The organism is Streptomyces koelreuteriae (genome assembly GCF_018604545.1).
GTDB classification, from domain to species: domain Bacteria; phylum Actinomycetota; class Actinomycetes; order Streptomycetales; family Streptomycetaceae; genus Streptomyces; species Streptomyces koelreuteriae.
Genome location: NZ_CP075896.1, coordinates 880232 through 900743 on the forward strand (window position 1 = coordinate 880232; position 20512 = coordinate 900743).

The following is a 20512-nucleotide window of genomic DNA, read 5'->3' on the forward strand; positions in this document are numbered from 1 at the left end:
AGAGCAACCTGCTGTGATTCAAGTGGCACCTGCTGTGATCCGAAAGGCACACACACGATGACGTATCACCTTCCCGCGGGTAAGGCCCTCGGCGGCCCCTACATCGTCGACATCACGCCCGAGAAGGCCGGCTGGGGCCACTCCAGCCTGCGGATCCTGGAGCTGCCGCCGGGCGGCACGCACTCCTTCGAGACCGGCGACAGCGAGTGGATCGTCGTCCCGCTGAGCGGCGGCTGCACGGTCGCCGCGGCGGACGACTTCGGCCGGGACACCTTCGAACTCCGGGGCCGCCGGGACGTGTTCAGCGGCGTCAGCGACTTCGCCTATGTGCCGCGCGACGCGCGGGCGACCGTGACCTCCGCCGCCGGCGGGCGGTTCGCGCTGACCGGCGCGCGCTGCGAGCGCCGGCTGCCCGCCCGCTACGGAGCGGCCTCCGACGTGCCCGTGGAGCTGCGGGGCACCGGCAACTGCTCCCGGCAGGTCAACAACTTCGGCGCGGCGGGCGTGTTCGAGTGCGACAAGCTCATCGCGGTCGAGGTGATCACGCCGGGCGGCAACTGGTCGTCGTTCCCGCCGCACAAGCACGACGAGCACCGGCCGGGCGAGGAGTCCGTGCTGGAGGAGATCTACTACTTCGAGTTCGCCGGCCACGAGGGCATCCCCGGCCTCGGCTACCAGCGGGTCTCCCCCTCCGGCCCCGGCCGGGACACCGACGTGCTGGCCGAGGTCCGCGACGGCGACGTGGTCCTCATCCCGGACGGCTGGCACGGGCCCTCGATGGCGACCCCCGGCCACCACATGTACTACCTCAACGTCATGGCGGGCCCGGAGGCCGAGCGCGCCTGGCTGATCTGCGACCACCCCGACCACGCCTGGGTCCGCGACACCTGGCCGGACCAGCCGGTCGACCCCCGACTCCCCCTCTACACCGCCCCGGAGACCTCCGCATGAACGCCCGCACCCGCCGACTGACGACCGCCCAGGCCCTGGTGCGGTTCCTGTCCGCCCAGTACACCGAGCGGGACGGCGTGCGGCGCCGGCTGATCGCCGGGACCTGGGGCATCTTCGGCCATGGCAACGTCGCCGGCGTCGGCCAGGCCCTCGTGGAAGTCGGCGAGGACGTCATGCCGTTCCACCAGGGCCGCAACGAACAGTCCATGGTGCACGCTGCGGTCGGCTACGCCCGGCAGCTGAACCGCCTGTCCGCGCAGGCGGTGACGACCTCGATCGGCCCGGGCGCCACCAACCTGGTCACCGGTGCCGCGCTGGCGACGATCAACCGGCTGCCGGTGCTGCTGCTGCCCGGTGACTACTTCGCCTCGCACGCCCCCGATCCGCTGCTCCAGCAGTTGGAGCACCCCGTCGAGGCGGATGTGTCGGTCAACGACACGCTGCGCCCGGTGTCGCGGTACTTCGACCGGATCACCCGCCCCGAGGCGCTGATCCCCTCGGCGCTCCAGGCCATGCGCGTGCTGGCCGACCCGGCCGAGACCGGCGCCGTCACCCTCGCCCTGCCGCAGGACGTGCAGGCGGAGGCGTACGACTGGCCGGAGGAGTTCTTCGCCGAGCGCGTCTGGTCCGTACGGCGTCCCGCGCCGGACCCGGTGGAGCTGACCGCTGCCGTCGAGGCGATCCGGTCGGCCGAGCGCCCGCTGATCGTGGCGGGCGGCGGCGTCCACCACAGCGAGGCCGAGCAGGCGCTGAAGGCGTTCGTGGAGGCCACGGGTGTCCCGGTCGCCTCCACCCAGGCCGGCAAGGGCTCGCTGCGCCACGACCACCCCTCCGACCTCGGCGGCATCGGCCACACCGGCACGGCGGTCAGCGACGATCTCGCCCGCACCGCCGACCTCGTGATCGGTGTCGGCACCCGCTACACCGACTTCACCACGGCCTCGGGCACGCTCTTCCAGAACCCCGAAGTGCGGTTCCTCAACGTCAACATCACCGGCTTCGACGCCCACAAGCTGGCGGCCCGCACGCTGGTCTGCGACGCGCGGTCGGGCCTGGAGCGGCTGCTGGAGGCGCTGACCGGCCACCGCGTGAGCGAGGCGTACGAGGCGGAGTACCGCTCCGGCAAGGACCGCTGGGACGAGATCGTCGAGGCCGTCTACCGCGCCGACGACGAGAACGCCGTGCCGACCCAGACGCAGGTGCTAGGGGCCCTGGACGCGGCCGTCGGCGACGACGACGTGGTGATCAACGCCGCCGGTTCGCTCCCCGGCGACCTGCACAAGCTGTGGCGCTCCCGCAGCCCGCGCCAGTACCACCTGGAGTACGGCTACTCCTGCATGGGCTACGAGATCCCGGCCGGCATCGGCGTCCAGCAGGCCGCCCCGGGCACCCCGGTCTGGGCGCTGGTCGGCGACGGCACCTATCTGATGATGCCGACGGAGATCGTCACGGCCGTCCAGGAGGGCCTGCCCGTCAACATCGTCCTCATCCAGAACCACGGCTACGCCTCCATCGGCGGTCTGTCGCAGGAGATCGGCGGCGAGCGCTTCGGCACGGCCTACCGCTTCCGGGCCGCCGACGGCACCTTCACCGGCGACCCGCTCCCGGTCGACCTGGCCGCCAACGCCGCCAGCCTCGGCATGGACGTGCTGCGCGCCAAGTCGGTGCGCGAGTTGCGCGAGGCTCTTGCCGCTGCCCGCGCCTCCGACCGGCCGACGTGCGTCTACGTCGAGACCGACCCGGCCCCGACGGCTCCCCCGGCCGAGGCCTGGTGGGACGTGCCGGTGGCCGAGACCGCCTCCCGCGAGGCCGCCGTGGAGGCCCGCGAGCGCTACGAGCGCCAGGTCGCCGATCGCCGCCGCCACCTCTGAACTCCCCACTGACATCAGGCTCCACGAAAGGCCCCGCACACGATGAACACCATCACCCACTGGATCGACGGCAAGCCCGTCGAGGGCACCTCCGGCCGCTTCGGCCCCGTGTACAACCCGGCCACCGGCGCCCAGGAAAAGCAGGTCGCCTTCGCGACCGTCGACGAGGTGGACGCCGCGGTCGCCTCATCCAAGGCCGCCTTCGAGTCCTGGGGCGAGTCCTCGCTCGCCAAGCGCACGGCGATCCTCTTCAAGTACCGCGAGCTGCTGGACGCCCACCGCGACGAGATCGCCGAGCTGATCACCGCCGAGCACGGCAAGGTGCACTCCGACGCGTTCGGCGAGGTCGCGCGCGGCATGGAGATCGTCGAACTCGCGTGCGGGATCGCCGTCCAGCTCAAGGGCGAGCTGTCCACCCAGGTCTCCACCCGGGTCGACGTGGCCTCGATCCGCCAGCCGCTGGGCGTGGTCGCGGGCATCACGCCGTTCAACTTCCCGGCGATGGTGCCGATGTGGATGTTCCCGCTGGCCATCGCCTGCGGCAACACCTTCGTGCTGAAGCCCTCGGAGAAGGACCCGTCGGCCTCCTTCAAGCTGGCCGAACTCGCCTCCGAGGCCGGGCTGCCCGACGGCGTGCTGAACATCGTGCAGGGCGACAAGGTCGCGGTGGACGCCATCCTGGAGCACCCGGACATCGAGGCGGTCTCCTTCGTCGGCTCGACCCCGATCGCCAAGTACATCCAGCTGAAGGCCGTCGAGCACGGCAAGCGCGTACAGGCCCTGGGCGGCGCCAAGAACCACATGCTGGTGCTGCCCGACGCGGACCTGGAGCTCGCCGCCGACCAGGCCATCAACGCGGCGTACGGTTCGGCGGGCGAGCGCTGCATGGCCGTGTCGGTCGTGGTCGCGGTCGGCGACATCGGTGACGAGCTGGTCGGCAAGATCACCGAGCGGGCGAAGAACCTGAGGATCGGCCCCGGCAACGACCCGGCGAGCGAGATGGGCCCGCTGATCACCCGCGAGCACCGCGACAAGGTCGCCTCGTACGTGTCCTCGGCCGCCGAGCAGGGCGCCGAGGTCGTCGTCGACGGCACCGGCTACTCGGTCGAGGGCCACGAGAACGGCTTCTTCCTCGGCGTCTCGCTGCTGGACCGGGTGCCGCTCACGGCGGACGCCTACCGGGACGAGATCTTCGGCCCGGTGCTGGCCGTGGTGCGCGCGGAGACGTACGAGGACGCCATCAAGCTGATCAACGACTCCCGCTGGGGCAACGGCACCGCGATCTTCACCCGGGACGGCGGCGCCGCCCGACGCTTCCAGCTGGAGGTCAAGGCGGGCATGGTCGGCGTCAATGTGCCGATCCCGGTCCCGGTCGGCTACCACTCCTTCGGCGGCTGGAAGGACTCGCTCTTCGGCGACCTGCACATCTACGGCAACGACGGCATCGCCTTCTACACCCAGGGCAAGGTCATCACCACCCGCTGGCCGGACCCGTCCGACGGCGGCATCAACCTCGGTTTCCCGAGCAACTCCTGACACCCGTAAGGGGGGGTTCATCCATGGCGAAGACCGGTGACCGGGCCCGCAGCACGGCCGCCCCGGCACTCAGCTCACTGGACTTCGCCCTGGACCGGGGCAGTCCCGTGCCGCTGTACCACCAACTCGCGCAGCAGCTGGAGGCGGCGATCGAGCACGGGGTCCTCATCCCGGGCAACCTCCTGGGCAACGAGGTGGACCTCTCGGTGCGCCTCGGCCTGTCCCGCCCCACCGTCCGCCAGGCCATCCAGTCCCTCGTCGACAAGGGGCTGCTGGTCCGGCGGCGCGGGGTGGGTACGCAGGTGGTGCACAGCCAGGTCAAGCGCCCGCTGGAGCTGAGCAGCCTCTACGACGACCTGGAGGAGGCCGGGCAGGGGCCGACCACCGAGGTCGTGCGCAACGAGGTCGTTCCGGCGTCCTGCGATGTCGCGGCCGCGCTCGGTGTCGCCGAGGGCAGCGAGGTCACCGCCCTGGAACGGCTGCGCCGCACCCACGGCCAGCCAGTCGCCCTGCTGTGCAACTTCCTGCCGTCCGCCCTGCTGGACCTCGACAGCGCCCGTCTGGAGTCGACGGGCCTGTACCGGATGATGCGCACGGCCGGCATCACCCTGCACAGCGCCCGCCAGACCGTCGGCGCCCGCGCCGCCACCGCCGAGGAGGCCGCCCGCCTGGACGAGCGGGAGGGCGCGGCCCTGCTCACCATGCAGCGAACGGCGTACGACGACACCGGGCGCCCGGTCGAGTACGGGACGCACATCTACCGGGCGTCGCGCTACACCTTCGACTTCCAGCTGCTGGTGAGGCCCTGAGAGGTTCCTAGGAGCGGCTCTCCCTGCGCAGCATCCGGCTGAACGGCGTGTCCGGGCGGTCCATGCGCTCGCCGTCCAGCGTGATGTCCACGGCCTCGTTGAAGAAGGCGACGCGCCCCTGGACCGCCGCCACCGCGGGCAGCGGGGCGGCGTAGCTCCAGAGGATGTTGGGCGGCACCTCGCTCTCGCCGCGCCAGGACCAGTACTCGGCGGTGCCCTTGTAGGGGCAGCCGGTGCTGTGGTCGGTGGCGTCGAACAGGTCGAGGCGGACGTCCTCGCGGGGGAGGTAGTAGCGGGTCGGCAGGGAGGTCTCGAAGAGCAGGACGGGGTCCCGGGTGTCCGCGACGAGCTGCCCGTCGATCTCGACCTGGACATGGCGGCTGCTCGGCAGAGCGTCCACGCGTTTGTGCGGGTCACGGGGGTGGATGAAGATCTCCTCGTCCTCCTCGTACCAGTGGTCGAGGCCGGTGTCGGTGCGCAGGAACCACTCGAAGGCGATGTGACCGGCCAGGTCGTCGGCGGGGAACGTCCAGGCCGCGTTGGAGCGCACCTCGCCCTCCGCGTCGAGGTCGTAGAAGATCCGGGAGCCGGTGTGTTTGCCGGTGGGCGGGTTCTCCGCCGGGCGCAGGAGGTCGGTGCGGACGTCGGCGCGCGGGAAGACGTACTGCGGCACCGGCAGATGGGGTTCCCAGACGAGCACGGGGTGCCGGCTGTCGACGACGGTGACGTCGCCCTTGCGGCCGCGCACCCAGCGGTCGCTGGGCTCCCAGAGAAGGCCTTCGGGGGTGGTCCTGATCGTCGGGGCGGCGGTGTGGGCCGGGCGGATGGTCATGGCCGGTGCTCCTTCCGGAGGTCCGGATGTCCGGTTCCTTCCCACGGTCCCACGGTCTCGGCGCCCCGGGCCGGGCCGGAGAGCCCGCACTAAGCTGTAGGGACCGTACGTTCAGGCCATGAGGCGCTCGTGATGGCGGGAGAGAGGCGGGGGCAGCGACCCAGGCAGCCGGAGCTGCCCGACCTGCATGTGCGCCTGCGCAGCGAGCTGAACCGGATCGACGAGCAGTTGCGCGTCCTGCTGGACGCCATGGACCGGATGCAGGGCCTGCTGGACGCGGTGGTGGCCATCAGCCGGGAGATGGAGCTGACCGCGGTGCTGCACCGCATCGTGACCACCGCCATGGATCTGGTCGGCGCCCGCTACGGCGCGCTGGGCGTGCTCAACGCCTCCGGGGAGCGCCTGGAGGAGTTCATCACCGCCGGTCTGTCCGAGCGGGAACTCGACGACCTCGCCGGCACCGATCTGCCCCGCGGTCTGGGCGTCCTCGGCCACCTGATCAGCCACCCGGAGCCCCTGCGGCTCGACGACATCACGGCCCATCCGTCCGCCGTCGGCTTCCCGCCCGGCCATCCGCATCTGCGGACCCTGCTCGGAGTCGCCATCAGTGTCCGCGGCGAGATCTACGGCGATCTGTACCTCGCCGAGCGGCGTGACGGACAGCCCTTCGACATCCAGGACGAGAACGTCGTGACCGCCCTGGCCAGCGCCGCCGGCATCGCCATCGAGAACGTCCGGCTGTTCGAACAGATTCGGGTCGGAGCCGAGCAGTTCCAGCGGCTGCTCCTGCCCGCGCTGCCCGATCTGCGGCCCTTCACCGCCGCCGCCGTCTACCGCCCGGCCGCCGAGCCCAGCAAGCTCGGAGGGGACTGGTACGACGCGATCCCGCTGTCCGGCGGCATCGTGGCGGTCGTCATCGGTGACGTGGTCGGCCACGATCTGAAGGCGGCGGCCGCCATGGCCTCCACCCGCAACATGCTGCGGGCCCTGCTGTTCGACCGGGGCAGTACGCCCGGCGCGCTCCTGGCCCGGCTCGACCGCACCCTCCAGGCCATCACGACCAACCCGGTCACCACCACCGCCCTGGCCCGCATCGAGCCGGAGGGGCCGGGCTGGCGCATCCACTGGAGCACGGCGGGCCATGTCCCGCCCCTGCTGATCACCCCCGACGGACGGACGGAGTATCTGACCGCCGAGCCCGGCCTGCCGCTCGGCGTCGACCTGGAGGAACCCCGCCCCGACCACTCCCGGTTCCTGCCCCCGGACGCCACCGTGGTCTTCTTCACCGACGGGCTGATCGAACATCCCGCCCACCCCATCGACGAGAGCCTGGACCAGCTCGCCGGACTCGCCACCGTCCATGCGCACCGGCCCCTGCCCGAGTTCGTACGGGCGCTGGCCGATCACCATCCGAGCGACGGTCACGACGACATGGCCGTCCTCGCGCTGCGCACCCCACGGGGATCCGGCGGATGATGGTCGAGAGGATGTCGATGCGGAGGTCCCGATGACTGTCGCGCGGCATGCCGGAGCCCGCCGCGCCGGCGCGTTCGCCCTGGAGATCTGCGCCGTTGCCGCGCTGTACTGGGGCTCGGCCGAGATCGGACTGCTCCAGCAGCAGGTGCGGGGCCAGGTCACCCCGATGTGGCCGCCGAGCGGTATCGCCCTGGCCGGCCTGCTGCTGCGCGGGCCGCGGGTCTGGCCGGGGATCGCGCTCGGGGCGTTCCTGGTCAACATCTCGCTGGGGCCCTCGCTTCCGGCCGTCCTCGCGATCGCGGCGGGCAACACGCTCGCCCCTGTCTGCTCGTACGCGCTGCTCCGCCGTGCCGGGTTCCGCAGCGAGATGAACCGGCTGCGGGACGCCCTCGCCCTGATCTTCCTGGGCGCGTTCACCGGCATGCTGGTCAGCGCCACGGTGGGCACCGGGACGCTCGTCCTCACGGGTGTGCTGGACGCCGGCGAGTTCTGGGCGACGTGGTCGGTGTGGTGGACCGGCGACGCGGTGGGCGTCCTCGCGGTCACACCGGTCGTGCTGTTGCTCCGCTCGGCACGCCGGCCCCAGGGCGTTTCGCTGTTCCGCTGGGTGGAGGGGATCCTGCTCGTGGCGGTCACGATCTGCGTCGGCTTCATCGAGACCAGCACCACGCCGCTGCTGTTCCTCGGCTTCCCGCTGCTGGTCTGGGCGGCCTTCCGCTTCGGGCTGGCCGGGGCGGCGCCCTGTGCCCTCGCCGTGTCGACCTTCGCGATCATCGCGGCCGCGCAGAACACGGGCCCGTTCGCCGGTCACGACCTCTTCACCAACATGATCACGCTGCAGGCGTTCAACGGTTCCGTCTCGCTGACCGCGCTCCTGCTCGGAGCGGCCGTCAACGAACGCACCCGCACCGAGAAGGAGATCGCGCTGGCCTGCGGGCAGCTCGCCGAGATGGTCACGAAGATCGCCGCGACGGACCGCCGCCCGGCTCTGGACCCCGAAATGACGAAGAGCCCCGAAATGACGAAGGGCCCCGCCCCACCGAAGTGAGGCAAGGCCCTGCCCGGGGAGAACTCCCGGGCACTGTGTCGGGACGACAGGATTTGAACCTGCGACCCCTTGACCCCCAGTCAAGTGCGCTACCAAGCTGCGCCACGTCCCGATGCGCGTCCGCTCGCGGGGAAACCGCGTGATCGCGCGAACAGCACCTTACCCCACACCCCTGGCCGCGCCGAAAACGGCCCGGGCGGGACAATCGGCGTATGGGCAGCACAGAGAGCAAGGGAAGCGCGGGAGACACGGGCAGCGGCTTCGCGGACGGGTCGGGCGACGCCCGGGACCGCGACAGCGAGGGGCGGGCCCGCAACGCCCGGCCCCGGGACGGCCTCGGGCGGCCCCTGCCGTACGGCGCGGACGGTGTGCCCCGGCAGCCCGAGGGCGTGGTCCGTACGCCGGAGGAGACCGTCTCCGAGGCGCAGCGGCTGCTGGACGAGGGGAAGCCGTTCCACGCGCACGAGGTCTTCGAGGACGCCTGGAAGTCGGGCCCCGACGCGGAGCGCGAGCTGTGGCGCGGTCTGGCCCAGCTTGCCGTGGGTCTCACCCACTCCGCCCGGGGCAACCTCACCGGCGGGGCACGGCTGCTGCGCCGCGGGGCGACCGCGACCGAGACCTGGGCCGCCGACTCCGGACAGCCGCTGCCGCACGGCATCGACCTCGAGGCCATCGCCGCCTGGGCCCGGGAGCTGGCCCAGGACGTCGAACACAACGGCCGCGCGGTGGACGCGGGGGCGCGGGCGCCTCGGCTCCGGGGAGCGGACGCGGGGCGCTGAGCCGGGGGCGCGGTGCGGGGGCCGGCGGTGATGTGCGGCCTCGGGGCGGGCGCCCCGGGGTGTCGGGGCACGGACGCGGGACACCGGCCACCGACGCTCGAGCAAGGGCGCGGGGACCGACCCGGGGCGCGGTGCGGAAGCTGTCGGTGGGGTGCGGCAGACTCGGGGTGTGCGAAAGATTCATGTCATCGGTATCGGCGCGGGCGACCCTGAGCAGCTGACCCTGCAGGCGGTGAGGGCGCTGCGGAGCACGGACGTGTTCTTCATCCTGGAGAAGGGCGAGGTGAAGGCGGACCTCACCCGGCTGCGGCGGGACATGCTCGACACGCATCTGACGCAGGGGACGTACCGCGTCGTCGAGGCGCGTGACCCGGAGCGGGACCGGACCGCCGACGGTGCGGCCTACTCCCCCGCCGTCGGGGACTGGCGCAGCGCCCGCGCCGACATCTACGCGCGGCTGATCGCGGAGGAACTCGGCGAGGAGGAGACCGGCGCGTTCCTGGTCTGGGGAGACCCCTCGCTGTACGACAGCACGCTGGGGATCCTGGAGGAGGTGCTGGAGCGGGGCGCGGTGGCGTTCGAGTACGACGTCGTCCCCGGCATCAGCAGCGTCTCGGCGCTCGTCGCCCGGCACCGTACGGGGCTGAACCGCATCGCCCGGCCTGTGCAGATCACCCCCGGGCGGCGGCTCGCCGAGGGCTTCCCGGAGGGCGTGGACGACGTGGTGGTGATGCTCGACGCCCACCAGACCTTCCAGCGGTTCGCGCAGGAGGACGTCGACATCTACTGGGGCGCCTACATCGGCACTCCGGACGAGATCCTGGTCTCCGGCCCGATCGCGGAGGCCGCGCCCCGTATCGAGCGGTTGCGTGCCGAGGCCCGGGAGCGCAAGGGCTGGATCATGGACACGTATCTGCTGCGCAGGCACCCCCGGGACTGACCGGGCTATCGTCCGGACATGGAGTCCGTGCGTGCCGTACTGATCGACATCGACGGGGTGCTCACCGTGTCGTGGCGGCCCCTGCCCGGGGCCGTGGAGGCGCTGCGGGAGATCAGGGAGGCCGGGCTCGCCGTCCTGCTGGTCACGAACACGACCTCCCGGACGCGGGCTTCGATCGCCGGGACGCTGGCGGACGCGGGGTTCCCCGTGTCCGCCGAGGACATCCTGACCGCGCCCGCCGCCACCGCCGCCTATCTCGCCGAGCACTGTCCCGGCGCCCGGTGCGCCCTGCTGAACAGCGGCGACATCGAGGAGGACCTCGACGGTGTGACCCTCGTGGACGCGACGGACACCGACGCCGTGCCGGATGTCGTGCTCGTCGGCGGGGCCGGTCCGGAGTTCGGCTACGAGGCGCTCGACCGGGCCTTCCGGCAACTGCGGCGCGGGGCCCGGCTGGTGGCGATGCACCGCAATCTGTACTGGCGTACGGACGAGGGGCTGCGGCTGGACTCCGGTGCGTTCCTGGCCGGTCTCGAGCAGGCCGCCCGGATGGAGGCCGAGATCACCGGCAAGCCGGCGCCGGCGTTCTTCGAGTCGGCGCTCGCCCGGGTGGGAGCCCCTGCGGGCGAGACCGTGATGGTGGGCGACGACGTCGAGTCCGACGTGCTCGCGGCGCAGCGGGCCGGTGTCACCGGGGTCCTCGTCCGGACGGGCAAGTTCCAGCCGGAGGCGCTCCGGGCCGCCGACGGCACGCCCGACCACGTGATCGACTCGTTCGCGGACCTCCCGGCGCTGCTGCGGAGTTCCGCACGGGGGTAGCCGCCCGTCAGCGGAGCAGCAGTTGCAGTCCGCCCACGATCGTCGCCGCGATGACCAGCTGCTCGAACAGCCGCTGGTTGATCTTGTGCACCGCCCACTTGCCGAAGAGCGCGCCGGGCACGACGAACACGACGAGCGCCAGGTCGAGGAGGAGCGAGCGGCCGTCGATCAGGCCGAGGCCGGCGCTGAAGGGCAGCTTGGAGACGTTGACGATCAGGAAGAAGAAGGCCGACGTGCCGAGGAAGCCGAGCTTGCGGAAGCCGGCGGAGAGCAGGTACATCGACATCACCGGGCCGCCCGCGTTGGCGACCATGGTGGTGAAGCCGCCGAGCACGCCGTAGGAGCGGGCCTTGACCCGGCCCGCCCGGCTGGTGAGCGAGTCCGGTTCCTCCTCCGCGTCCGCCGTACGCCGGCGCCACACCGTCACGCCCGCCATCAGCAGCAGGATCGCGCCGATGGAGGTCCGTACGATCGCGTCGTCCGCCCACATCAGGAACACTGTGCCGACGACGACGCCCGCGGCGACCGCCGGGAACAGCCGCCACAGGGTGGGCCAGTGGGCGTGCCGCCGGTAGGTGGCGACGGCCAGCAGGTCACCGGCGATCAGGACCGGCAGCAGGACGCCGGTGGAGGCGCGGGCGGGCAGCACGGCGGCGAAGATGGCGAGGCTGACCGTGTTGGCCCCGCTCACGGCGGTCTTCGAGAAACCGACGAGGAGGGCCGCGAAGGCGAGTGCGGCGAACTCCCAGCCGGTGATGTTCCAGAGCGTCATCGTGTTCATGCGAACACTGATGCTATGTGCACCGAACGGAGCCCTGTAGTGCCGTCTCGCTTGGTGGCCCCGGGGGCGCCGGTCTACGCCCGTTCGACGAGAAGCGCGCTGCCCTGCCCGACTCCCACGCACATCGTCGCGAGCCCCCGCTCCGCCCCCGTACGCCGCATCCGGTGCAGGAGCGTCGTCAGGATGCGGGCGCCCGAGCAGCCCAGGGGGTGGCCGAGGGCGATGGCGCCGCCGCTGGGGTTGACCAGGTCGGGGTCGATGCCGAGCTGGTCGACGCAGGCGAGGGCCTGGGCCGCGAACGCCTCGTTGAACTCGGCCTCCTCCAGGTCGCCGACGCTCCAGCCGGCGCGGGCCAGGGCCTTGCGGGTGGCGGGGACCGGCCCGATGCCCATCACGTCGGGGTGGACACCGGCGGAGGCGCCGGCGACGTAGCGGCCGAGGGACTGAAGGCCCAGGTCGTTGAGGGCCTCCTCGCTGACCAGGAGGAGACCGGCGGCGCCGTCGTTCATCGGGGAGGCGTTGCCCGCGGTGACCGTGCCGCCGTCCCGGAAGACCGGCTTCAGCCGGGACAGCTTCTCGTACGAGGTGTCCTCGCGGACGCATTCGTCGGTGTCGACGACCACGCCGTCGGGGCGTTCCACGGGCAGGAGTTCGTCGTCGAAGTGACCGTTCTTGCGGGCGAGGGCGGCGCGTTGGTGGCTGCGCAGGGCGAAGTCGTCCTGGCGTTCGCGGTCGATGCCGTGGCGCGCGGCGACCTCCTCCGCCGTCTCGCCCATGGAGAGCAGGCCGTGCAGATCCCGCATCGCGGGGTTGACCAGGCGCCAGCCGAGGCGGGTGTCGACGGTCTCGATGCGGTGGGGCAGGGCCTCGTCGGGGCGGGGCAGGACGAAGGGGGCGCGGCTCATCGACTCGGAGCCGCCCGCGATCACGACGTCGGCCTCGCCGGCGGCGATGGTGCGGGCGGCCGTGGTCACGGCCTCCAGACCTGACGCGCAGAGCCGGTTGACCGTGGCCCCGGGGACGGACTCGGGGAGTCCGGCGAGCAGGGCCGCCATGCGGGCGACGTTGCGGTTGTCCTCGCCGGCCTGGTTGGCGGCGCCCCAGTAGACGTCGTCGACGCGGGCCGGGTCCAGCGCGGGCACGTCCCCGGCCAAGGCGCGGATCACGGTCGCGGCGAGGTCGTCGGGCCGCACCGAGGAGAGGGATCCCCTGAGCTTGCCGATGGGGGTGCGGCGGGCGGCCGCGAAGTGGACGGGACGCACGAGAGGCTCCTCACACCGCACATTAATTAGCACTGCTAGTTTCGGACTATAGACCCTCCTCCCGCCGCCTGTGAAGATCCTGGGAGCGCACGAGTCCGGGGCGGACATCGCCGCAGGTCGGCGCATCACTCCGGGGCGGATCACGAGCGCGTTTTGCACCCCTGCGCCCGGGGCACCCGCGCGGTCATGGAGCGGCGTCACGCGCTGCTCCGGACCACGAGGAACGACGCGAGAAGGAGAAGCGCCCTATGACGGCCGTGAGGAGCACACTGTCCGACGAGGCCCGCCGGGTCTCCTGCGAGGCGCTCCAGGACACCCTGGTCGACCTGCTCGGCCTCTCGCTGATCGGGAAGCAGGCCCACTGGAACGTCGTCGGACCGCGCTTCCGGTCGATCCACCTCCAGCTCGACGAGGTGGTGACGGCCGCCCGGAACTTCGCCGACACGGTCGCGGAGCGGTCCGCGGCGCTCGGTGTGCCGCCGGACGGCAGGCCGGAGACCGTCGCCAAGACGTTCACGCTGCCCGGCCCGAAGGAGGGCTGGGTGCGTGACTCGGACGCCGTGCGGGTACTGGCGGAGTCCCTCCAGGACGCCGTCGGCCGGCTGCGCGAGCGCATCGCCACGACCGAGAAGGCCGACCTGGTCACCCAGGATCTGCTGATCGGCATCACCGCCGAGCTGGAGAAGCAGCGGTGGATGTTCGACGCCGAGAACCTTCCCCGCGAAGGCTGACCGGCGCGCACGTACGTACGGAAGGGGCACCCGATGACCGACGCCCTCGAACTCGACGCGCTGTGGGAGGACTTCCACCGCGTGGTGAACATGACCTCGCAGGAACTCGCGGCCTGGCTGCGGACGCGGGACGCCGACGAGAACGCGGAGCCGCTGCCCGACCAGGCGGGCAGCGAGACCGGACAGCACGTCCTGGCGATCCTCCAGAAGCGGCGCACCGACCTGACCGAGGACGATCTGCGGGTGATGCGGAACGTCGTGGACAGGGTCACCTCGCAGGTGGACCTGGAGAACGAACCGCTGCCGGAGCTGACGGCCGAGGACACGCGCCGCCGGCACCGGCTGATGACCGTCGGCCACGATCCGCTGAAGGCGTAGCGCCGAGCCGCGAGCGGCGGGGCGGCCTCCGCCCGTGGCAGGAGGCCGCCCGCTGCTCAGCCCAGCAACCACCCCCCGTCCACGGTCAGTTCCACCGCGTTGACCGAGCGGTTGCGCAGCAGGAAGTCGACCGCGTCGGCCACGTCCGCCATCGTGGCGAGATTCCCCGTGGGCGTCTCGGTGCGCAGCACGTCGAGCACCTTCTCCGGTTTGGCCTGCCAGTACGGCGTGTCGCCGACGACGCCGGGATGCACGGAGTTGACCCGGACGGGGGCCAGCTCCACGGCGAGGGAGTGCATCAGGCCCCGCACGCCCGCGTTGACCGTCGCCACCGTCGTCGCGCCCGGATAGGGGCGTTCCTTCGCCTGTCCGCCGAACAGCACGATGGCGCTGTCGTCGTGCAGCCGGGTGCGCAGCGTGTGCACGACCTCGGTGTAGCCGACGAGCTTGAGGGTGACCAGCCGCAGCGCGGCGTCGATGTCGTACTCGGTCACCTTGTTGTCGTCCCGGGAGACACCCGCGAGCACCAGATGGTCGACGCGTCCGACATCGGCCAGGGCCGCGCTGATCTCCAGGGGCCGGGCCAGGTCGAGGGCGAGGCCCCGGGCGCCGATCTCCTTGGCGACCGTGTCGGCGCGCTGGGCGTCGCGGCCGGTCAGGACGACATCGTCCCCGCGCTCGAGGCGCAGCCGCGCGAACTCGCGGCCCATCCCCGAGGTGCCTCCGACGACAAGGACACTGCTCATGACTCCTCCTCAAGCGCCTGGCGCAGGTAGTCCCAGTCCCGCGTGAACCGGTAGGAGTGCCGTGACGGCGGCTGCGGCGCCTGTGTCTCCAGCCACCGCAGGGGCCCCTGCCCGGCGTTGACGAACCCATGCACACACCCGGCACCCGCCCACGCGAGGTCCCCGGGTTCCAGCCGGTACCGCTCGCCGTCGAGGGTGGCCTCCGCCACGCCCTCCAGGATCAGATACGTCTCCTCGAAGGGGTGGTCGTGCGTGCCGATGACGCCGTCGGACGCGTACCGCACCATGAACATCGTCGAGGCGACCGCGCCCAGGTCGCCGTCGACCATCATCTTCACGGTGATGCCGCTGTAGACCAGCAGCGCGGTCCGCATGCTCGCGGTGACGGCCAGCAGGTCCTGGGACTGTTTGGCGGGATCCATCTGGTCGGGCTCGAAATGCCCGAAGGTCCGGGTGCGCGGGTCGCGGACATCGATCCGGACGGGGTCGCGGGCGGGCAGGTCCGGCACCGCCTGGGTGTCGTGTCCGTAGCGCGCCCGGGGCACGGGGGCCAGCATGTCCGCCCAGCGCCCGCCGGTCTCCCCGGCCCCGCGCCAGGCGTGCGGAACGCCGGTCGGCAGGAGACCGTAGTCGCCCTCCTCCAGGAGGTACGACCCGTCGGGCACGTCGAGGATCACGGCCCCGTCGAGGATGTGGAAGGTCTCCTCGTACGAGTGCACATGGGCGGGCACACGGCCGTCCGGTCGCAGTTCGCAGAGGCCGAAGCCGGTGTGCACGCTGCCGTCGTCCTCGCCGACCAGCGTCCGCCGCCGGTGGCCGTGGCCGTCGTACGGCGGCTCGGGCCGGTCTGCGGCGCGGCGCACCAGGTGGTTCGTCATGCGGGAGCCCTCTCCCCCTTCGCCTCCTTCGCCGCGAGGAGCCGGTCCCGGGACTCCTCGACGAGCCGGCGGGCCCGCGCGGTGTCGGCGAGCAGCCTCCCGTCGCGCTTGTGGATCACGCCGTCGACCAGGACGGTGTCGACGTTGGACACGTCCGCGCACAGGGTCACGACGGCTGCCGAGTCGTGCACGGGGGCGGTGTTCGGCGCGGTGGCGTCGATCGCGACGATGTCGGCGCGCTTGCCGGGGGTCAGGGAGCCGGTACGGTCCTCCAGACCCGCGACATGGGCGCCGTTGACGGTGGCGAGTTCCAGCATCTGCCGCGCTGTCAGCATGGTGCTGGGCACCGGCATGTTGGCCTGCCAGCAGTCGGCGTTGACCCGGGCGCGTTCGGCGCCGAAGGCGGCGCGGATCTGGGTGAACATGTCGCCGGGCACGGTGGTGACGACGTCGATGCTGAGCGAGGGCCGCAGTCCGTGCTCGATCGCCTGCATCACGGGCGGCCAGCCGTGCCCCATCTGGAGCTCCACCTGCGGTGCGACCGACACCGTGCCGCCGCTGTCGGCGACCAACCGCCACTCCTCCTCGCTGAAGTGGCAGCAGTGGACGTAGGTGGTGTCCGGGCCGAGGAGCCCCATGCCGTTGAGCTGCTTGACCATGCCGAAGCGGCCGGCGAGGCGCCCCATGGCGACGTGCACGGTGATCGGGATGCCCAGCTCGCGCGCGAGGGCCCATTCGGCGGCGACGACCTCGTCGGTGCAGAAGCCGGGTCCGCGGGTGGCGAGGCCCATGGTCAGCAGGCCGTCGTCGGAGGTGAAGTGCGTCGAGCGGATCCTGCGCACGTCGTCGCCCGGGATCACGAGCCTGCTCTCGAACCAGTAGTCGGCGAGGGAGGTGTTGGCGCTGCCGTACGCGTACTGCGCCCGGATGCCGGATTCCTTGAGGCCCTGGATCGCGGCGTCCGGGTGGTCGGGGGTGTTGTTGATGTGGGACCAGTCGACGAGCGTGGTGATGCCGGCGTTGAGGCATTCGAGCGTGCCCGCGAGGTTGCCGGCGTAGACGTCCTCCGGGGTGTAGAGGGGTGCGAAGCTGTCGAGGACGTCGACGAAGTAGTCGTCGAGGGTGGCGTCGGGGGCGACGCCCCGGATCGGGGTCTCCCAGGTGTGGCGGTGGGTGTCGACGAAGCCGGGGATGACGATGCGGCCGGTCATGTCGAGGATCTCGGCGTCGGCGCTGATCTCGGGCCGTACGGCCGCGATCCTGCCGTCCTCGACGAGGACGTCCCCCTGGGGCAGGTCCCCGATGTCGGGGTCCATCGAGATCACGTGACCGGAGCGCAGCAGTGTCCTTGTGGTCATCGCGCTTCCTCCCATGGGCTGTTCGGTACGGGGACCGGCGGGCGGCTCAGTAGGCGGCGAGTCTTCGGACCGCCGTGACGACCTTGTCGACGGTGGGGACGACCTGCTCCTCCAGCGCGTCGGCGAACGGCAGCGGGACGCACTCCCCCGTCACCCGCCGCACGGGCGCGTCCAGCAGGCCGAAGCCCTCGTCGGCGACGACCGAGACGACGGTGGCGCCCCAGCCGCCCTGGTACGGGTTCTCCTCGACGGTGACGAGCCGCGAGGTCCTGCTCAGTGAGGCGAGGACGGTCGCGGTGTCCAGCGGGACCAGCGAGCGCAGGTCGATCACCTCCGCCTCGATCCCCTCCCCCGACAGCACGTCGGCGGCCCGCAGGGCCAGCGGCACCATGGAGGCCAGCGCGACGAGGGTGACGTCCGCGCCCTCGCGCACGACGGCGGCCCGCCCCAGCTCGACGAGGTGACCGGGCGGTGGCGGTGTCCCCTTGGTGGCCAGGAGGGCCTTGTGCTCGAAGAAGACCACGGGGTCGTCGCTGCGGATCGCCGCCGCCAGCATGCCGATGACGTCGGCGGGCGTCGCCGGTGCCGCGATCTTCAGGCCGGGGACGGTCAGCGCCCAGTTCTCGGTGGCCTGGGAGTGCTGGGCGCCGAAGCCCAGTCCGCCGCCGTTGGCGGTGCGCACGACGAGCGGCACGGTCACCTGGCCGCCGGTCATGTAGCGGACCTTGGGGATCTCGTTGGCGAGATAGTCCCAGCAGCAGGCCAGGAAGTCGGAGAACATGATCTCCGCGACGGGCCGCATCCCGGTCAGAGCGGCGCCCATCGCCGCGCCCACGATGGCCTGTTCGGAGATGGGCGTGTCCCACACCCGCCCGGGTCCGAACTCCTTGTGCAGCCCCACGGTCGTCTTGAACACCCCGCCGGCCGCGCCGATGTCCTCCCCGAGACACACCACCGACGCGTCCCGGCGCATCTCGCGTGCGATGCCCTCGGCGACGGCGTCCCGGTAGGTGATCACGTCCGCCATGCGGCACCTCCATCGGCCCACACGTCGGTCAGGGCCTCCCGCAGGTCGGGCGGCGGCGCGGCCTTCGCCGCCTCGATCGCCCGCTCCACGACGGCCCGGGCCCGCTCGTCGGCCTCCGCGACCGCCTCCGCCCCGATGCCCAGCTCGGCGAGCCGTCCCCGGGCGAGGTCCAACGGGTCGTGCTTCAGCCAGCGTTCGACCTCCTCCGCCGGGCGGTAGGTCGCGGGGTCGGCGCGGCTGTGCCCGAAGTGCCGGTAGGTCTCGGCCTCCAGCACGGCGGGCCCGTCTCCCGCACGGGCCCGCGCCGCGAGCCGCCCCACCGCCTCCGCCACGGCCACCACGTCGTTGCCGTCGACGACCTCGCCCGGGATGCCGTACGCGGGCGCCCGGTCGGCGGCGGGCCGGGGCACCGCCGTGACGTCGGCGATGGGGGTGTACTCCATGTACAGGTTGTTCTCGCACACGAACAGCACGGGCAGTTTCCACACGGCGGCCAGATTGAGCGACTCGTGGAAGGCGCCGATGTTGGTGGCCCCGTCCCCGAAGAAGGCGACCGCGAGCTGCTCGGTCCCCCGCAGCCGGGCCGACCAGGCCGCGCCGACCGCCATGGGGAGATGGGATCCGACGATGGCGTACGAGCCGAGCATGCCGGTGGCCGCCTTGGTCAGGTGCATGGAGCCGCCCTTGGCCCGGCACAGCCCGGTCGCCCGGCTCATCAGCTCGGCCAGGCACTCCTCGGGCGTGGCACCCCGGGCGAGGGCATGGTGGTGGCCCCGGTAGGTGGCGAACACATAGTCGTCCGGGCGCAGGGCGGCACTCGCGCCCACGGCGATCGCCTCCTGCCCGGCGGCGAGATGGGTGGTGCCCTTCACCAGGCCGTGCAGGAACAGGTCGTGGGCGGCCTTCTCCGTACGGCGGATGACGGCCATCCGCTCGTAGGCGGCGAGGAGCCCGGCCGGTTCCATCACGGCGACCCGGTGTTCAGATGCGACTGCGACTCCCGGCAGGTGTTCAGCTCGCCGCCCACCGTCCAGTACTTGCGGCCCGCGATCAGCAGTTCCTCGGCGGGGAACTTGGTGATGACCTCGCAGCCGTCGGCGGTGACGACCAGTTCCTCCTCGATCCGGGCGGCGGACCAGCCGTCGGCGGCCGGCCAGTAGGTCTCCAGGGCGAACACCATGCCCTCCTGGAGGACTTCGGGGTGGTCGAGGGAGACCAGGCGGCTGAAGATCGGCTTCTCCCAGATCGACAGGCCGACGCCGTGGCCGTACTGCAGGGCGAAGGCGGCGGTCTCGTCGGCGAAGCCGAACTCCTCGGCGCGCGGCCAGACCCGGACGATGTCGGCGGTGGTGGCCCCGGGCCGGACCAGGGCGATCGCCTGGTCCATGTACTCCCGGCAGCGCACATACGCGTCCCGTTGCGCGCGGGAGGCGCTGCCCACGGCGAAGGTGCGGTAGTAGCAGGTGCGGTAGCCGAGGTGGCTGTGCAGGATGTCGAAGAAGGCCGGGTCGCCGGGCCGGATCAGACGGTCGCTGTAGACATGCGGGTGCGGTGAACAGCGCTCGCCCGAGATGGCGTTGACGCCCTCGACGTACTCGCTGCCGAGGTCGTACAGGACCTTGCTGACGACCCCGACGCACTCGTTCTCGCGGACGCCGGGGCGCAGGTGTCCGTAGAGCTCCTCGTAGGCCGCGTCGACCATGGAGCAGGCCTGGGTGAGCAGGGCGATCTCGTCGCCGGTCTTGATCCGGCGGGCCTCCAGGAAGACCTGCTGTCCGTCGACGACGTCGATGCCCTCGGCGCGCAGGGCGGCGAGGACCGGCATCTCGGCGACGTCGACGCCGAGCGGTTCGTTCGCCAGCCCGTGCGCGCGCAGCTCGGCGGCGATCTTGGCGGCCACGTCCTCGGCGATCCCGGCGTCCGGGTGGAAGGCGCCGCGCAGGGTGGAGATGCCGGCGCGGGCGCCGGTGGGCGGGCCGTCCTTGCCGTCGCTGTAGTCCAGCCACGGGTTGTACAGCTGGTGGTGGCGGGCGGCGGAGCCGAAGTCCCAGACGACCGGTTCGCCGTCGCGGACCAGCAGGGCGAAGCGGATCAGCTTGTCCATCGCCCAGGTGCCGATGTGTGTGGCCGTCATATAGCGGATGTTGGCGAAATCGAAGCTGAGCACCGCGCCCAGCTCGGACCGGTTCAGGGACTCGTGCAGCCGGGCCAGCCGTTGCCGGCGCAGCCGGTCCAGGTCGATGCGCTCTTCCCAGTCGACGGCGTTGGGGCCGTATGTGCGGATCGCCAT

20 protein-coding genes and 1 tRNA gene are annotated in these 20512 nt (G+C 71.9%); 11 read left to right on the plus strand and 10 right to left on the minus strand.

The window, feature by feature from the left end:
* Positions 1-57: 57 nt before the first annotated feature.
* Genes iolB through KJK29_RS03920 form a run of 4 tightly spaced genes read left to right on the plus strand, consistent with a single transcriptional unit; the run spans position 58 to position 5167 of the window.
* Positions 58-951 (plus strand): 5-deoxy-glucuronate isomerase, encoded by an 894-nt coding sequence (iolB, locus tag KJK29_RS03905; protein ID WP_215117198.1) that lies wholly within the window; start codon positions 58-60, stop codon positions 949-951.
* Positions 948-2822, plus strand: coding sequence for a 3D-(3,5/4)-trihydroxycyclohexane-1,2-dione acylhydrolase (decyclizing) (gene iolD, locus KJK29_RS03910; protein ID WP_215117200.1), 1875 nt, complete (start codon positions 948-950; stop codon positions 2820-2822). The genes iolB and iolD overlap by 4 nt, the downstream gene beginning before the upstream one ends.
* 42 nt (positions 2823-2864) lie before the next feature.
* The gene (locus tag KJK29_RS03915; protein ID WP_215117202.1) at positions 2865-4358 is read left to right on the plus strand and encodes a CoA-acylating methylmalonate-semialdehyde dehydrogenase; all 1494 of its coding nucleotides are present in this window, start codon (positions 2865-2867) and stop codon (positions 4356-4358) included.
* A 23-nt stretch (positions 4359-4381) separates the two neighbouring features.
* Positions 4382-5167, plus strand: a complete 786-nt coding sequence (locus tag KJK29_RS03920) for a GntR family transcriptional regulator (RefSeq protein WP_215117204.1) — start codon at positions 4382-4384, stop codon at positions 5165-5167.
* A gap of 7 nt (positions 5168-5174) precedes the next feature.
* Here the strand turns inward: KJK29_RS03920 and KJK29_RS03925 are convergent, their stop codons facing one another.
* Entirely contained in the window at positions 5175-5999 is an 825-nt protein-coding gene (locus tag KJK29_RS03925; protein ID WP_215117206.1) for a DUF427 domain-containing protein, read from the minus strand.
* Between the two features lie 132 nt (positions 6000-6131).
* On the opposite strand from KJK29_RS03925, the gene KJK29_RS03930 reads away from it, so the two are divergent.
* Both KJK29_RS03930 and KJK29_RS03935 read left to right on the plus strand, forming a co-directional pair.
* Positions 6132-7475, plus strand: a complete 1344-nt coding sequence (locus tag KJK29_RS03930) for a PP2C family protein-serine/threonine phosphatase (RefSeq protein ID WP_251057698.1) — start codon at positions 6132-6134, stop codon at positions 7473-7475.
* 31 nt (positions 7476-7506) lie between these two features.
* The gene (locus KJK29_RS03935) at positions 7507-8523 is read left to right on the plus strand and encodes an MASE1 domain-containing protein (protein ID WP_215117208.1); all 1017 of its coding nucleotides are present in this window, start codon (positions 7507-7509) and stop codon (positions 8521-8523) included.
* Between the two features lie 38 nt (positions 8524-8561).
* Here the strand turns inward: KJK29_RS03935 and KJK29_RS03940 are convergent.
* Positions 8562-8635 (minus strand) — tRNA-Pro (locus KJK29_RS03940).
* A gap of 100 nt (positions 8636-8735) precedes the next feature.
* Here KJK29_RS03940 and KJK29_RS03945 point away from each other — a divergent pair.
* The 3 genes from KJK29_RS03945 to KJK29_RS03955 all read left to right on the plus strand — a co-directional run bounded on the left by KJK29_RS03945 (position 8736) and on the right by KJK29_RS03955 (position 11061).
* Positions 8736-9302 (plus strand): DUF309 domain-containing protein, encoded by a 567-nt coding sequence (locus KJK29_RS03945; RefSeq protein WP_215117209.1) that lies wholly within the window; start codon positions 8736-8738, stop codon positions 9300-9302.
* Positions 9303-9471: 169 nt separating this feature from the next.
* Positions 9472-10242 carry a precorrin-6A synthase (deacetylating) gene (gene cobF, locus KJK29_RS03950; protein ID WP_215117211.1) on the plus strand — a complete coding sequence of 257 codons (771 nt, stop codon included), beginning with the start codon at positions 9472-9474 and terminating at the stop codon, positions 10240-10242.
* An 18-nt stretch (positions 10243-10260) separates the two neighbouring features.
* Positions 10261-11061, plus strand: a complete 801-nt coding sequence (locus KJK29_RS03955; RefSeq protein WP_215117212.1) for an HAD-IIA family hydrolase — start codon at positions 10261-10263, stop codon at positions 11059-11061.
* Positions 11062-11068: 7 nt separating this feature from the next.
* Here KJK29_RS03955 and KJK29_RS03960 read toward each other — a convergent pair whose 3' ends face one another.
* Positions 11069-11842 carry a sulfite exporter TauE/SafE family protein gene (locus tag KJK29_RS03960; protein ID WP_215117214.1) on the minus strand — a complete coding sequence of 258 codons (774 nt, stop codon included), beginning with the start codon at positions 11840-11842 and terminating at the stop codon, positions 11069-11071.
* Positions 11843-11916: 74 nt separating this feature from the next.
* The gene (locus KJK29_RS03965) at positions 11917-13104 is read right to left on the minus strand and encodes a thiolase family protein (RefSeq protein ID WP_215117216.1); all 1188 of its coding nucleotides are present in this window, start codon (positions 13102-13104) and stop codon (positions 11917-11919) included.
* A 248-nt stretch (positions 13105-13352) separates the two neighbouring features.
* On the opposite strand from KJK29_RS03965, the gene KJK29_RS03970 reads away from it, so the two are divergent.
* Both KJK29_RS03970 and KJK29_RS03975 read left to right on the plus strand, forming a co-directional pair.
* Positions 13353-13835 carry a Dps family protein gene (locus KJK29_RS03970; protein WP_215117218.1) on the plus strand — a complete coding sequence of 161 codons (483 nt, stop codon included), beginning with the start codon at positions 13353-13355 and terminating at the stop codon, positions 13833-13835.
* 33 nt (positions 13836-13868) lie between these two features.
* Positions 13869-14213, plus strand: coding sequence for a DUF3140 domain-containing protein (locus KJK29_RS03975; protein WP_215117220.1), 345 nt, complete (start codon positions 13869-13871; stop codon positions 14211-14213).
* Between the two features lie 56 nt (positions 14214-14269).
* Here the strand turns inward: KJK29_RS03975 and KJK29_RS03980 are convergent, their stop codons facing one another.
* Genes KJK29_RS03980 through KJK29_RS04005 form a run of 6 tightly spaced genes read right to left on the minus strand, consistent with a single transcriptional unit; the run spans position 14270 to position 20512 of the window.
* The gene (locus KJK29_RS03980; protein ID WP_215117222.1) at positions 14270-14959 is read right to left on the minus strand and encodes an SDR family NAD(P)-dependent oxidoreductase; all 690 of its coding nucleotides are present in this window, start codon (positions 14957-14959) and stop codon (positions 14270-14272) included.
* Positions 14956-15837 carry a cupin domain-containing protein gene (locus KJK29_RS03985; protein WP_215117224.1) on the minus strand — a complete coding sequence of 294 codons (882 nt, stop codon included), beginning with the start codon at positions 15835-15837 and terminating at the stop codon, positions 14956-14958. The genes KJK29_RS03980 and KJK29_RS03985 overlap by 4 nt, the downstream gene beginning before the upstream one ends.
* The gene (locus tag KJK29_RS03990; protein WP_215117225.1) at positions 15834-17195 is read right to left on the minus strand and encodes an amidohydrolase family protein; all 1362 of its coding nucleotides are present in this window, start codon (positions 17193-17195) and stop codon (positions 15834-15836) included. The genes KJK29_RS03985 and KJK29_RS03990 overlap by 4 nt, the downstream gene beginning before the upstream one ends.
* Before the next feature lie 46 nt (positions 17196-17241).
* A complete protein-coding gene (locus KJK29_RS03995; RefSeq protein WP_215117227.1) occupies positions 17242-18222 on the minus strand; it encodes an alpha-ketoacid dehydrogenase subunit beta in 981 nt (326 codons plus the stop codon).
* Positions 18210-19187 carry a thiamine pyrophosphate-dependent dehydrogenase E1 component subunit alpha gene (locus KJK29_RS04000; RefSeq protein ID WP_215117229.1) on the minus strand — a complete coding sequence of 326 codons (978 nt, stop codon included), beginning with the start codon at positions 19185-19187 and terminating at the stop codon, positions 18210-18212. Before KJK29_RS04000 ends, KJK29_RS03995 begins: the two co-directional genes overlap by 13 nt.
* Positions 19187-20512 (minus strand): M24 family metallopeptidase, encoded by a 1326-nt coding sequence (locus tag KJK29_RS04005; protein WP_215117231.1) that lies wholly within the window; start codon positions 20510-20512, stop codon positions 19187-19189. Before KJK29_RS04005 ends, KJK29_RS04000 begins: the two co-directional genes overlap by 1 nt.